Annotated in this window: 14 protein-coding genes; 8 read left to right on the top strand and 6 right to left on the bottom strand. The window is 68.1% G+C overall.

Features of this window, described 5'->3' with window-relative positions; translation table 11 throughout:
• Window positions 1–19: 19 nt before the first annotated feature.
• A complete protein-coding gene (yhjD, locus tag ACSHWB_RS09785) occupies window positions 20–1006 on the top strand; it encodes an inner membrane protein YhjD (RefSeq protein ID WP_439661766.1) in 987 nt (328 codons plus the stop codon).
• Window positions 1007–1063: 57 nt separating this feature from the next.
• Here the strand turns inward: yhjD and ACSHWB_RS09780 are convergent, their stop codons facing one another.
• Window positions 1064–2329 (bottom strand): D-alanyl-D-alanine carboxypeptidase family protein, encoded by a 1266-nt coding sequence (locus tag ACSHWB_RS09780; RefSeq protein WP_439661765.1) that lies wholly within the window; start codon window positions 2327–2329, stop codon window positions 1064–1066.
• Between the two features lie 61 nt (window positions 2330–2390).
• On the opposite strand from ACSHWB_RS09780, the gene ACSHWB_RS09775 reads away from it, so the two are divergent.
• Together ACSHWB_RS09775 and ACSHWB_RS09770 are read left to right on the top strand one after the other, a co-directional pair.
• The gene (locus ACSHWB_RS09775; protein WP_030478462.1) at window positions 2391–2618 is read left to right on the top strand and encodes an SCO4848 family membrane protein; all 228 of its coding nucleotides are present in this window, start codon (window positions 2391–2393) and stop codon (window positions 2616–2618) included.
• Window positions 2619–2627: 9 nt separating this feature from the next.
• A complete protein-coding gene (locus tag ACSHWB_RS09770; protein WP_439661764.1) occupies window positions 2628–2978 on the top strand; it encodes a hypothetical protein in 351 nt (116 codons plus the stop codon).
• A 97-nt stretch (window positions 2979–3075) separates the two neighbouring features.
• Here the strand turns inward: ACSHWB_RS09770 and ACSHWB_RS09765 are convergent, their stop codons facing one another.
• A complete protein-coding gene (locus ACSHWB_RS09765; RefSeq protein WP_439661763.1) occupies window positions 3076–3573 on the bottom strand; it encodes a hypothetical protein in 498 nt (165 codons plus the stop codon).
• Here ACSHWB_RS09765 and ACSHWB_RS09760 point away from each other — a divergent pair.
• A complete protein-coding gene (locus ACSHWB_RS09760) occupies window positions 3563–3712 on the top strand; it encodes an LPXTG cell wall anchor domain-containing protein (RefSeq protein WP_439661762.1) in 150 nt (49 codons plus the stop codon). The two genes, ACSHWB_RS09765 and ACSHWB_RS09760, sit on opposite strands and share 11 nt — an antisense overlap.
• Window positions 3713–4190: 478 nt before the next feature.
• A complete protein-coding gene (locus ACSHWB_RS09755; protein ID WP_439661761.1) occupies window positions 4191–4667 on the top strand; it encodes a hypothetical protein in 477 nt (158 codons plus the stop codon).
• 79 nt (window positions 4668–4746) lie between these two features.
• Here the strand turns inward: ACSHWB_RS09755 and ACSHWB_RS09750 are convergent, their stop codons facing one another.
• Genes ACSHWB_RS09750 through sdhC form a run of 4 tightly spaced genes read right to left on the bottom strand, consistent with a single transcriptional unit; the run spans window position 4747 to window position 8138 of the window.
• Window positions 4747–5529: a succinate dehydrogenase iron-sulfur subunit gene (locus ACSHWB_RS09750; protein ID WP_439661760.1), complete on the bottom strand. Its 783-nt coding sequence runs from the start codon at window positions 5527–5529 to the stop codon at window positions 4747–4749.
• Complete coding sequence (gene sdhA / locus ACSHWB_RS09745) at window positions 5529–7283, bottom strand: succinate dehydrogenase flavoprotein subunit (RefSeq protein WP_439661759.1); 1755 nt, start codon at window positions 7281–7283, stop codon at window positions 5529–5531. The genes ACSHWB_RS09750 and sdhA overlap by 1 nt, the downstream gene beginning before the upstream one ends.
• Window positions 7284–7305: 22 nt before the next feature.
• Window positions 7306–7713: a succinate dehydrogenase hydrophobic membrane anchor subunit gene (locus ACSHWB_RS09740; RefSeq protein WP_285643312.1), complete on the bottom strand. Its 408-nt coding sequence runs from the start codon at window positions 7711–7713 to the stop codon at window positions 7306–7308.
• A gap of 2 nt (window positions 7714–7715) precedes the next feature.
• Complete coding sequence (gene sdhC, locus ACSHWB_RS09735; protein WP_093591546.1) at window positions 7716–8138, bottom strand: succinate dehydrogenase, cytochrome b556 subunit; 423 nt, start codon at window positions 8136–8138, stop codon at window positions 7716–7718.
• Window positions 8139–8729: 591 nt separating this feature from the next.
• Between sdhC and ACSHWB_RS09730 the strand changes: the two genes are divergently transcribed.
• From ACSHWB_RS09730 to ACSHWB_RS09720, 3 genes are all read left to right on the top strand, one after another.
• Entirely contained in the window at window positions 8730–9860 is a 1131-nt protein-coding gene (locus ACSHWB_RS09730; protein WP_439664557.1) for a BMP family lipoprotein, read from the top strand.
• A gap of 89 nt (window positions 9861–9949) precedes the next feature.
• On the top strand, window positions 9950–11530 hold the full coding sequence (locus tag ACSHWB_RS09725; protein ID WP_439661758.1) for an ABC transporter ATP-binding protein: 1581 nt from the start codon (window positions 9950–9952) through the stop codon (window positions 11528–11530).
• Window positions 11530–12603, top strand: a complete 1074-nt coding sequence (locus tag ACSHWB_RS09720) for an ABC transporter permease (RefSeq protein ID WP_439661757.1) — start codon at window positions 11530–11532, stop codon at window positions 12601–12603. Before ACSHWB_RS09725 ends, ACSHWB_RS09720 begins: the two co-directional genes overlap by 1 nt.
• Window positions 12604–12649: the final 46 nt, after the last annotated feature.

Raw genomic sequence — 12649 nt, 5'->3', positions numbered from 1 at the left:
GTGCACTAGCGTCTCAGGCGTGGACAAGTGGCGGCAGAAGTACGCGTGGCTCGACCACATCATTCGAGCGTACGAGCGCTTCGACCAGAGATACGGCACTCAGCACGCCGCCGCTGTCACCTATTTCAGCGTGCTCTCCCTCGTCCCGATCCTGATGATCGGTTTCGCGGTCGCCGGTTTCGTGCTGCAGTCGCAGCCGGACCTGCTGGCGTCGCTGCGCGGGAGCATCGCGGAGGCCGTGCCGGACCAGCAGTTGCGCGGCCAGATCAACGAGGCCATCGACACGGCTCTGGAGTCCAAGGGCACCGTCGGCATCATCGGTCTGCTCGGTGCCGCCTACTCCGGTCTCGGCTGGATGAGCAACCTCCGGGACGCTCTCACCGCGCAGTGGGGTCAGGCGAAGGGGGAGCTGCCGTTCCTCGGCACGTTGTGGCGCGACCTGCTGGCACTGCTCGGCCTGGGGCTCGCGATCGTGCTGTCGTTCGGCATCACGGCGCTGGGGACCGGGTTCGCCGAGCTGATCCTGCGGTGGATGGGCCTGGAGAACGCCGGCTGGGCGCACGTCCTGCTGCGGATCGGCACGATCGTCCTGTCGCTGCTCGCGAACTGGCTCGTGTTCCTGTGGGTGCTCTCGCGGTTGCCGCGCAAGCCCGTCGGGTGGCGCAGCGCGATCCGCGGTGCGCTCGCCGGAGCGGTCGGGTTCGAGATCCTGAAGCAGACGGCGACGATCTTCCTGTCGTTCACGACCAAGTCGCCGACCTCGGCCGCGTTCGGGTCCGTCATCGGTGTGCTGGTGTTCGCGAACCTCGTGTCGCAGTTCATCCTGTTCATCACGGCCTGGACGGCCACAGCCAGGGAGAACCGGGAGCCCGAGGTCGTGAAGGCACCGCCGCCCGCGGTGATCCAGCCGGTGGTCACCGTGCGGTCCGGGCCCTCGCCGTCGGTGATGCTCGGCGCCGGAGCGGTGGTCGGCGCGGTGCTCGGCCTCCGGTGGCGCCGCAAATAGCCCCTGGAACGAGAACGGCCCCAGCGCGAGTGCGCTGGGGCCGTCTTCTTTGCTGCCTCAGAAGCCCTGTGCGGACTGCGCGGCCTGGCGGCGTGCCCTTGCCGCCTTGGCGCGCTTGCTGCGGATGAAGAGCAGCAGACCGGCCAGCAGGCCCGCACCCGCGACCGCGGTGATGGGCAGGCCGACGGTGCCGAACGCCGTCGGCGTCGGGCGGCCGGTGCGCGGGTCGGTGGCCGCCACGTCCTCGGTGTCGCTCGCGTCCTGGGTCGTGGTGACCTTCGGCTTCGGCTGCGGGGCGCCGTCGACGAGCTTGCCGACGCCGCCGGGGCCCATCGCGAAGCCGTAGTCGAGGAGCTTCGAAGCCTGGGCGTCGATGCGCGTGGGCGTCTGCTGGCCGCGCAGCAGCACCACGACGAGACGGCGGCCGTTGCGTTCGGCCGCGCCCACGTAGGTGTGCTGCGAGTCGTCGGTGAAGCCGGTCTTGCCGCCGAGCGCGCCCTGGTAGTTCGCGAGCAGGCGGTTGTCGTTCTGCAGCATGATCGTGCCGCCGTTGCGGCCGGGGAACTGCGCCTGCTGCAGCTTGATGGCCTGCGCGAACTCGTCGTACTTCATCGCGCCGCGGAAGATCAGGCCGACGTCGTAGGCCGACGTGCTGGTGCCGGGGGCGTCGAGGCCCGACGGCGTCACCGCGCGGGTGTCGAGGGCGCCGAGCTCCTTGGCCATGGCGTTCATCTTGCGCAGGGCGTTCGGCACGCCGCCGAGCTGACGGGCCAGCGTGTGCGCCACGTCGTTGCCCGAGGTGAGCAGCAGGCCGTGCATCAGCTGGCGGACCGTGTACTGGCCGCCGTCCTTGAGACCCACGCAGGTGCACTCCTGCTGCGTGTCCTCGGCGCTGGCGGTGACGACAAGGTCGCCCCGCAGTTCCTTGGCGACGACCATCGCGAGCAGCACCTTGATGACGCTGGCGGGACGCTGACGGCCGTGCGGGTCGTACGCGGCGATGACCGCGCCGCTGTCCATGTCAGCGAGCAGCCACGAGGCGGCGGTGATGCCGCTGGGCGGCTGGCCCGAGTTCGGCGGCAGGATCAGGCCGCACTCACCCAGCCTGTCACCGCCGATGGGCTTCTCCGGCACCTCGAGCGAGGGCGGGGCCTTCTGCCCCGGCGCCGGCTGCTCGGACGTGTCCACCGGTGGCGGCGGGGTCTCGCGGTTCTCACACTGAGCCGAGCCGGCGGCCTGCTGTGCGGTGCTCGTCGGTGCGGCGAACGCGGCTGTGGCCGTTGCTAGGACCAGGGCGACGATGAGCCGTTTTGGGAAGGGCACACGTTCAGGCTATCCACCCCCGTTTAGCGGCTTGCACGCACCACGTCCGATACTGGGGAACGTGAAGCTCTCGCGCCCGATGTCACTCTTCCTGGTGGCTTTCGGAGTGTGGTCGTGGGTGATCTGGCCCACGTTCCTGAAGAACATCTGGAAGGACCCACGTTCGTTTAGCGACGGACCTACCGCCTTCTTCACGGTGCACCTGGTGCTCGTGATCGCCTCGCTCGTGTTCGGCACCGTCATCGGCGTGCTGGGCGTGCGGGGTTTCCTGGCCACTCGACGTCGATAGGGAAACGCTGTGGAGTTCGTACGCCTGCTGCTGGTGTTCCTGCACCTGCTCGGCATGGGCATGCTCGTCGCGATGATCATGTTGCAGGCCAAGGCCGGCAAGGACGCGCCGGTCAACAAGGGCTGGCTGCACGGCGCCGCGCTGCAGCTGCTGACCGGTGTCGCACTGGTCGGCATCGATCCGCTGGTCGACTCGGTGAAGTACGACCACATCAAGATCGGCGTGAAGCTGCTGGTCGTCGTGGCCATCGCCGCCGTCGTCGCGATCAACGTCAGCAAGCCCAAGGCCCCGTCCTGGCTGCTGCCGACCGCCGCGTCGCTGGTCGTGCTGAACGTGGGCATCGCGGTCTTCTGGACCTGATCGGGGGATGTCGCCCGCTCTGGCGGGTGACGTGTGCGCGCTTTTGACCCGACCCGCTGTACCCGCGCGCAACCATCCGTGGCATGTCACGTATCGCCTATATCGGTGTGCTCACCGCCGGAGCAGTGTTGACGGTCGTCTCGCTGCACGGTGCCGCGCCGGAGGCCGAGGCTTCCGGGGATGGCCAGGTGTGCGCCGCTGCGTGGTGCCCGAAAGAACGTCCCGGATGGCGCGCGCCGTCGCCGAGAGGTGAAGAGCCTCCGACGTCGTCCACGACCACCCCGCCGACGACGACCACCACCCCGTGCACGACCACGTCCACCACCACGACGACTCCGCCGGTCACGACCACGACGACGGAGTCCACGACCACGACTACGCCGGTGACCACCACCACGGAGTCCACGACCACCACCACGGACTCGACGACCACGACGACGTCCACCACCACGACCACGCCGCCGTCGTCCACCACGACCTCGACGTCGTCCACCACGACGCCGCCGACCTCGACGACGACGTCCGGCACCACCACGCCGCCGGTCACGACCACCACCACGAAGCCGTGGCTCACGACGCCGCCGGTGACCACCACGCCGCCGGTGCACCTCGACAACCGCCTGGCCAACACCGGCACCTCGCCGGTGTGGACGCTGCTGCTCGGCGTGCTGATGCTCGTCGGCGGCTCGATCCTGATGCTGCTCGACCGCGCCAGGCGACTGCCCAGGCGCTGACCGCCGAGAACTGTCAGTGCTCCTCGTCACACTGATGACGTGCGAATCGAACACCTGCGCGAACGCAGCGATCTCGGCGTCATCAGTGCCGGAGCCCTGAAGTCACTGGGCGTCACCAATCCGTGGCGCCGGTGCACCGCGGGCGGGCCGTGGCAGCGCATGCACCCAGGTGTCGTGCTGCTGCACAACGGCCCGCCCACCCCGGACCAACAACTGACCGCGGCCCTCCTGCGCGCAGGCCCAGGAGCCGTGGTCACCGGAGCCGAGGCGTGCCGCCGCCACGGCCTCCCAGCGCGAGGCGCGGAGATCCACCTGCTCGTGCCGGGCTCGATGAGAGGCAGCGGCACGCTGATCCTGGAACGAGCCTCACCCGTGCCCGCGTCCTCCGACGCGGGCGGCTTCCCGGTGGTCTCCGCGGCCCGCGCCGTGGTGGACGCCGGGCCGCCTCCTGCGCTCGTCCGACGACGCCACCGCGTTGGTGGCCGCAGCCGTCCAACGAGGCCGCTGCACGCTCGCAGAACTCTCGGAAGAGGCCCGCACCAACCGCTTCGGCACCAAGCTCGTCCGCGACGTGCTGCGCGATCTCGGACGGGCGGAATCGGTGGCGGAACGCGACGCGCGCCGGTTGTCCCGCAAGATCCGCCTCACCACACCGCACTGGAACGCGACGATCGCCGGCGCCGACGGCGTGATCATCGCTCGGCCCGACGCCTGGTACGACGACGTGGGGCTGGCCTGGGAGATCGACTCGAAGGCGTTCCACCTCGGGCCGCGGGACTACGCGCGGACCCTCGCGCGCAACAGTCGTTATGCGGCAGCGGGAATCCTGGTGTTGCAGACGTTGCCTGCGCGGTTGCGGGAGTGCCCGGAGGTGGTGGCGCGGGAGTTGAAGGCGGCACATCGGGCTGCCGCGGCCAGGCCCAGGCCGCCGGCGCACGTGGTGGAGGTGAGCTGACGGCGGGCTGCTGCCCTGGAAACGCCAAAGCGCCGCGCCCCCAACGGGAACGCGGCGCCTCGAAGCCTTCCGGGAAGGCTCAGACGCGCTTGAACAACAGCGCGCGCTTCACTTCCTGGATCGCCTTGGTCACCTGGATGCCACGGGGGCACGCGTCGGTGCAGTTGAACGTGGTCCGGCACCGCCACACGCCGTCGATGTCGTTGAGGATGTCGAGCCGCTCCTCAGCGCCCTCGTCACGCGAGTCGAAGATGAACCGGTGCGCGTTCACGATCGCCGCCGGGCCGAAGTACGAGCCCTCGGTCCAGTAGACCGGGCAGGAAGTGGTGCAGCAGGCGCACAGGATGCACTTCGTGGTGTCGTCGAAGCGCTCGCGGTCGGCGGCCGACTGGATGCGCTCGCGCGTCGGCTCGTTGCCGTAGGTCACGAGGTACGGCTTGACGGCGCGGAACGCCTCGAAGAACGGCTCCATGTCGACGAGCAGGTCCTTGTTCACCGGCAGGCCCTTGATGGGCTCGATGGTGATCGTGGTCTGCTTGTCGCCCTTCTGCAGCAGGTCCTTCAGCAGGACCTTGCAGGCGAGGCGGTTGACGCCGTTGATGCGCATGGCGTCCGAGCCGCAGATGCCGTGTGCACAGGAGCGCCTGAAGGTGAGCGTCCCGTCCACGTACCACTTGATGTGGTGCAGCAGGTTCAGCACGCGGTCCGACGGCAGCGCCGGGATGTCGAACGAGTCCCAGCGCGGCTCGTCGTCGATCTCCGGGTTGAACCGGCGGATCTTGACGGTGACCGTGACAGCGCCGTCCGGAACCGGCGGCTGGGAGCCGCGCGAGCCTGCAGTGGTTTCAGCGGTGGCGGTCATCAGTACTTGCGCTCCATCGGCTTGTACCGGGTAAAGGTCACGGGCTTGAAGTCCATGCGGATGTCCGCGGTCAGACCGTCGCCCTGCTTGTAGAACATGCTGTGGCGCATGAAGTTCGTGTCGTCGCGGTTCGGGTAGTCCTCGCGGGCGTGGCCGCCGCGGGACTCCTTGCGCGCGAGCGCGCCGTGGACCAGCACCTCGGCCAGCTCCAGCAGGAAGCCGAGCTCGACGGCCTCCAGCAGGTCCGTGTTGAAGCGCTTGCCCTTGTCCTGCACGGAGATGTGGGCGTAACGCTCCTTCAGCGCCTGCACGTCGTGCAGAGCCGTCTTCAGCGTGTCCTCGGTGCGGTACACGGACGCGTTGGCGTCCATGGTGGCCTGCAGCTCGGTGCGGATGTCCGCGACGCGCTCCTGGCCGTGCTCCGACAGCGCCAGGGCGACCTGGGCCTCGACGTTCGCGGCCGGGTTCTCCGGCAGCTCGACGTGCGACTCGCGGGAGTTCGCGTACTCCGCGGCGGCGATGCCGGCGCGGCGGCCGAAGACGTTGATGTCCAGCAGCGAGTTCGTGCCGAGGCGGTTCGCGCCGTGCACGGAGACGCAGGCGCACTCGCCGGCGGCGTAGAGCCCGGGGACGATGTTGTCGTTGTCCCGCAGCACCTCGCCGTGAATGTTCGTCGGGATGCCACCCATCGCGTAGTGCGCGGTCGGGTACACCGGGACGGGCTCGACGACCGGGTCGACCGCGAGGTACGTGCGGGCGAACTCGGTGATGTCCGGCAGCTTCGTCTCCAGGACCTCGGCACCGAGGTGCGTGCAGTCCAGCAGCACGTAGTCCTTGTTCGGGCCGGCGCCACGGCCTTCGAGCACCTCGAGGGCCATCGAACGGGCCACGATGTCGCGCGGCGCCAGGTCCTTGATGGTCGGGGCGTAGCGCTCCATGAACCGCTCACCGGAGGCGTTGCGCAGGATCGCGCCCTCGCCTCGGGCACCCTCGGTCAGCAGGATGCCGAGACCGGCGAGACCAGTCGGGTGGAACTGGTAGAACTCCATGTCCTCCAGGGGCAGGCCCTTGCGGAAGACGATGCCCATGCCGTCGCCGGTCAGCGTGTGGGCGTTCGACGTGGTCTTGAAGACCTTGCCGAAACCACCGGTCGCGAACACGACGGACTTGGCCTGGAAGACGTGGATCTCGCCGGTCGCGAGCTCGTAGGCGACGGCGCCGGTGCAGACCGGGCCGTTCTCCGTCTCGGTCAGGCAGATGTCGAGCACGTAGAACTCGTTGAAGAACTCGATGCCGTGCTTGACGCAGTTCTGGTAGAGCGTTTGCAGGATCATGTGACCGGTGCGGTCGGCGGCGTAGCAGGCGCGGCGCACGGCGGCTTCACCGTGGTTGCGCGTGTGGCCGCCGAACCGGCGCTGGTCGATCTTGCCCTCGGGCGTCCGGTTGAACGGCAGGCCCATCTTCTCGAGGTCGAGAACGGCGTCGATGGCCTCCTTCGCCATGATCTCGGCGGCGTCCTGGTCGACCAGGTAGTCGCCGCCCTTGATCGTGTCGAAGGTGTGCCACTCCCAGTTGTCCTCCTCGACGTTGGCGAGGGCGGCGCACATGCCGCCCTGTGCCGCGCCGGTGTGCGAACGCGTGGGGTAGAGCTTGGTGAGCACCGCGGTGCGGGCGCGCTGGCCGGACTCGATCGCCGCGCGCATGCCGGCACCACCAGCGCCGATGATGATCACGTCGTACTTGTGGAACTGCATTGTGGTGGGCTCCCCGCGCGGGTCAGTTCGAGATGTTCGGGTCGAAGGTGAAGATCACGAACGTGCCGAGCGAGATGATCAGGACCATCGACACGTAGAGCAGCATCTTCAACCAGAACCGGGTGGAGTCCTTGCGGGCGTAGTCGTTGATGACCGTCCGCACGCCGTTGCCGCCGTGGATCTGCGCGAGCCAGAGCATCGCGAGGTCCCAGAACTGCCAGAACGGGGACGCCCAGCGGCCGGCGACGAAGCCGAAGTTGATCTTGTGGACGCCGCCGTCGAGGATGTTCATGATGAACAGGTGGCCCAGGACGAGGACCACGAGCAGCAGGCCGGACAGCCGCATGAACAGCCAGCTGTAGAGCTCGCCGTTGCCCCGGCGGGCCGCGGGGCGACGCGGCTGGCGGGGCTTGTCGAGTGCGAGAGACATGGTCAGTGACCCCCCACCAGGTCGGAGATCGTGCGCTCCATCATGAAGTAGAAGCCGGGGATCATCACGACGACCCAGACGGCCAGCACGGTCCAGAGCATGACCCTCTGGTACTTGGCGCCCTTCTCCCAGAAGTCGACCAGCATGACCCGGATGCCGTTCAGCGCGTGGTAGAGCACCGCGCCGACGAGGCCGACCTCGAAGAGGTTGACGATCGGGTTCTTGTAGGTCTCGATCACCGCGTCGTACGCGTTCGGTGACACCCGCACGAGTGCGGTGTCGAGCACGTGGGTGAAGAGGAAGAAGAACGTGAGGACACCGGTGATCCGGTGGGCGACCCAGGACCACATGCCCAGATCACCGCGGTAGAGCGTCCCACCCCCTCGGGTGGTGCCCGACCGCTCGGGTGCGCCTGCGCTGGTCATGCGCCGCGACCTCCAACGTCAGTGGTGGTGGGTCGGCAACAGTTCTTCCCGACCATGACCGGAAAATCCTAGTCCCGCACGTTGGAACCAACCCAGCAGGCGCACCCGCTCTGTGATCGATGAGACACGCTGTCGATCGGCCAAGCGGTCTTGATCGATTCCGAAAAGCGGTCCACGCCACAGTTTTCGGCACGCGGGGCCCTTTCGTACTGCATGTCGGTACGAAAGGGCCCCGCGTGCGAAAAGGACGGCGGCCAGGACCTCCGCCTTGGTCCGGGCCGCCGTCGTCGGCAAGGGCACTTGCCACCCCCTACACGAGCGGCGCACCGCGACCGGTTCAACGACGGGCGGAACTGGGCCGAACGGACGAAGATCGAGCGTGGGGAAGCGGCCGAAGAGGACGTTTCGCCACGCGCCGAACACGACTGATCACCACTGGTACGGCCAAAGCGTCGAATGCGTAACCGATAGGGGTCTTTGTAGGTGCTGACGGCAACGAGGTTGGTTACTAAGAGGTACGGTGCCGCGTCTAGGACCCAACAACGTCGTTGGGGAGGAACCTCAGGGAGGAGACGAGCCGTGCGTCGTCGTATGCGTGGTGTCGCGGTCGCCGCGATCGCGTTGACCAGCGTGATGACTATGGCCGCCTGCGCGAAGGACTCGGGTGGCGGAACGACCTCGAACACCGGCAGTGGTGCCGCTTGCGAGTTCGCCGAGGCCCCGTCCGCGCCTGCTACCTCGAACACCAGCGCCGCCAACGGTGACAAGGTGGACGCGAGTGCGCTGAAGATCGGTCTGGCCTACGACATCGGTGGCCGTGGCGACGCGTCGTTCAACGACTCCGCCGCCGCCGGGCTCGACAAGGCCATCGCGGACATGGGCGTCAAGAAGGAGAACACGCGCGAGCTCTCCGCCGCCCCGAGCGAGGACGAGTCGGCCAAGCAGACCCGTCTGCGCCAGCTGGCGTCCGAGGGCTTCAGCCCGATCATCGGTGTCGGCTTCGCCTACGCCGAGTCGATGAAGCTGGTCGCCGCGGAGTTCCCGAACGTCAAGTTCGGTCTGGTCGACTCGGCCGTCGACGGTGCCGCCAACGTCACGCCGCTGGTGTTCGCCGAGCAGGAGGGCTCCTTCCTGGCCGGTGTCATCGCCGCGTACCAGAGCAAGAAGTGCCACGTGGGCTTCGTCGGTGGTGTCGAGATCCCGCTGATCCAGAAGTTCGAGGCCGGCTACGTCCAGGGTGCCAAGGCCGCCGCGCCGAAGATCCAGGTCGAGAAGAAGTACATCACCCCGGCCGGTGACTTCACCGGTTTCCAGGACGCCCCCAAGGGTCAGGAAGCAGCCAAGGGTCAGATCGACAAGGGCGCCGACGTCATCTACCAGGCCGCGGGTGCGTCCGGTAAGGGCATCTTCTCGGCCGCCAAGCAGGGTGGGGTGCTCGCCATCGGCGTCGACTCCGACCAGTACAACCAGGCGACCGTCGCCGACACGAAGGACGTCATCGTCTCCTCGATGCTCAAGCGCGTCGACGTCGCGGTCTACGACTTCGTCAAGGCCGTCGCGAAGAACGACCTCGCGTCGCTGCCCAAGGTCTTCGACCTGAAGGTCGACGGTGTCGGTTACGCCACGTCGGGTGGCAAGATCGACGCGAAGCTGCAGGGCATCCTCGAGGGCTACAAGGCCCAGATCATCGAGGGCAAGATCAAGGTCGCGGACAAGCCGTAGTCCCGCTAGTTCAAGTCGTTTGCACGTGCCGGGCCCTGTGAGGATCTGCCCTCACAGGGCCTGGTGCGTGGTAGGAGGAGCACTCGACGATGAGCAGTTCCACGTCCATAGGGACGGACGAACACCCCGCGGTGGTGCTCACAGGCATCACGAAGCGGTTCCCCGGTGTCGTCGCCAACAGCGACGTCCACCTGACCGTCCGCCGCGGCGAGGTCCACGCCCTGTGCGGTGAGAACGGCGCGGGCAAGTCGACCCTGATGAAGATCCTCTACGGCATGCAGCCGCCGGACGAGGGCACCATCGAGGTGAACGGCGAGCAGGTGCGCTTCCGCACGCCGTCCGACGCCATCAAGGCCGGTATCGGCATGGTGCACCAGCACTTCATGCTCGCCGACAACCTCACCGTCCAGGAGAACGTGGTCCTGGGCGCCGAGGCTCTGCACGGCATCGGCAAGAAGGCCCGCGCGCGCATCATCGAGCTCTCCGGCAGGACCGGGCTCAACGTCGACCCCGGGATCCTGGTCGAGCAGCTCGGCGTCGCGGACCGCCAGCGCGTCGAGATCCTCAAGGTGCTCTACCGCGGCGCCAAGGTGATCATCCTGGACGAGCCGACCGCCGTGCTCGTGCCGCAGGAGGTCAACGAGCTCTTCGACACCGTCCGCGGCATGCAGGAGCAGGGCTACACGTTCCTGTTCATCTCGCACAAGCTCGACGAGGTGCGCGCGATCGCGGACTCCGTCACGGTGATCCGCCGCGGCACGACCGTGGGCAGCGCGGACCCGAAGACCGTCAGCTCCCGGCAGCTCGCCGAGATGATGGTCGGCAGCGAGCTCCCCAGCCCGGAGACCCGCGAGTCCACCGTCACCGACACGGTCGTGCTGGACGTCAAGGGCCTGCGCCTGATGACCCCGGACGGCTCGCGGCCGATCATCGACGACGTCGACATGGTGGTCCGTTCCGGCGAGGTCGTCGGCATCGCCGGTGTCGAGGGCAACGGCCAGACCGAGCTCGTCGAGACGATCATGGGCATGCGCAAGGCCGGCAGCGGCACGATCACGTTGCAGGACAAGGACCTCACGAAGCTGGGCACGCTCGGCCGGCGCGAGGCGGGCATCGGGTACATCCCCGAGGACCGGCACCGCCACGGCCTGCTGCTCACGCAACCCCTTTGGTACAACCGGATCCTCGGCTACCAGACCCGCAAGCCGACGGCGAAGGGCATCTGGCTCGACACCGACGGCGCGAAGAAGGACACCGAGCGGATCGTCGCGGACTTCGACGTCCGCACGCCCGGCATCGACGTGCCCGCCGCCGCGCTCTCCGGCGGCAACCAGCAGAAGCTCGTCGTCGGCCGCGAGCTGTCCGGCGACCCGGTCCTGCTGATCGCCTCGCACCCGACCCGCGGTGTGGACGTCGGCGCGCAGGCGCTGATCTGGGACGAGATCAAGCGCGCCCGTGCGGCGGGTCTCGCCGTGCTGCTGATCTCCGCCGACCTGGACGAGCTGATCGGCCTGTCGGACACGATCAAGGTCATGCTGCGCGGACGCCTGGTGGCCGACGCAGACCCGAACACGGTCACGCCCGAGGACCTCGGCAGCGCGATGACGGGTGCGGGCAGCACGAGCGCAGCGGTCCAGGAGACCGCTGTCGTCGAGGAAGGCGAGCACTGATGGGACACCTGCGCGGCAAACTCCTGCCGCCCGCGTTGGCGATCGTCTTCTCACTGCTGTTGTGCGGCGTGGCGCTCGTCATCTCCGGCGCGAACCCGCTCAGCGCGTTCGGTGCGATGGTGACGCAGGTCGGCAAGGGCACGACGTTCGTCGACATCCTCAACTCGACGGGCATCTACTACATCGCGGCGCTCGCGGTGGCGATCGGGTTCCAGATGAACCTGTTCAACATCGGTGTCGAGGGCCAGTACCGCGTCGCGGCCGTCATCGCGGCGGTCGTCGGCGGCTCGATCGCGCTGCCCACAGGCATCCACACGCTGGTGATCATCATCGTGGCCGCGATCGCCGGTGCCGCCTGGGCCGCGATCCCCGCGATCCTCAAGGTGACGCGCGGCGTCAACGAGGTCATCTCGACGATCATGATGAACGGGCTGGCGATCGGCCTGTCCGCCTACCTGATCCGCCGGGACGTCTTCGGTGAGCTGCGGGGCAACAACATCCGCACTCCCGAGATCCCGGAGAGCGGCTGGATGCCCGGCATCTCGTTCGGTGGCAGCGGCACGATGTTCGGCTTCATCTTCGTGGCCATCGCACTGGGCATCGGCTACTGGGTCATGATGAACAAGACCCGGTTCGGCTTCGAGCTGCGCGCCTCCGGCGAGTCCTCGACCGCCGCGTCGGCCGGTGGTGTCAACGCCAAGAAGATGGTGCTGGTCTCGATGCTGCTCTCGGGCGCCATCGCGGGCCTGATCTCGCTGCCGGAACTGCTCGGCCGCGACCACACGTTCAGCCTGAACTTCTCCGCCGGCATCGGTTTCTCGGGCATCGCGATCGCGCTGCTCGGCCGCAACCACCCCGGTGGCATCGCGTTCGGCGCGCTGCTCTGGGCGTTCCTCGACAAGTCGGGCCTCGCGCTCGACAACGTCGGGGTGCCCAGGGAGATCGTCACCATCATGCAGGGCTCGATCGTCCTGTCGGTCGTCGTCGCCTACGAGGTGGTGCGCCGCTTCGAGCTCGCCGCCGAGCAGCGTCGCGTCGGCCGTGAGCTCGGAACTGTCGGAGGTGCGGCGTGATCTCGACGTTGGAGGAGAAGCCGCACATCCCGGCGGCGCCTCGCAA

Source organism: Lentzea sp. HUAS TT2 (assembly GCF_051853195.1).
Classification (GTDB): Bacteria; Actinomycetota; Actinomycetes; order Mycobacteriales; family Pseudonocardiaceae; genus Lentzea.
The sequence above is the reverse complement of the archived record's forward strand: the minus strand, read 5'-3'. Positions and strand labels throughout refer to the sequence as shown.

Excerpts from the sequence above, each read along its gene's own strand:
- ACSHWB_RS09750 (WP_439661760.1), bottom strand. The coding sequence starts at position 5,529 with ATGACCGCCACCGCTGAAACCACTGCAGGCTCGCGCGGCTCCCAGCCG.
- sdhA (WP_439661759.1), bottom strand. The coding sequence starts at position 7,283 with ATGCAGTTCCACAAGTACGACGTGATCATCATCGGCGCTGGTGGTGCC.
- ACSHWB_RS09740 (WP_285643312.1), bottom strand. The coding sequence starts at position 7,713 with ATGTCTCTCGCACTCGACAAGCCCCGCCAGCCGCGTCGCCCCGCGGCC.
- sdhC (WP_093591546.1), bottom strand. The coding sequence starts at position 8,138 with ATGACCAGCGCAGGCGCACCCGAGCGGTCGGGCACCACCCGAGGGGGT.
- ACSHWB_RS09730 (WP_439664557.1), top strand. The coding sequence starts at position 8,730 with ATGCGTGGTGTCGCGGTCGCCGCGATCGCGTTGACCAGCGTGATGACT.
- ACSHWB_RS09725 (WP_439661758.1), top strand. The coding sequence starts at position 9,950 with ATGAGCAGTTCCACGTCCATAGGGACGGACGAACACCCCGCGGTGGTG.
- ACSHWB_RS09720 (WP_439661757.1), top strand. The coding sequence starts at position 11,530 with ATGGGACACCTGCGCGGCAAACTCCTGCCGCCCGCGTTGGCGATCGTC.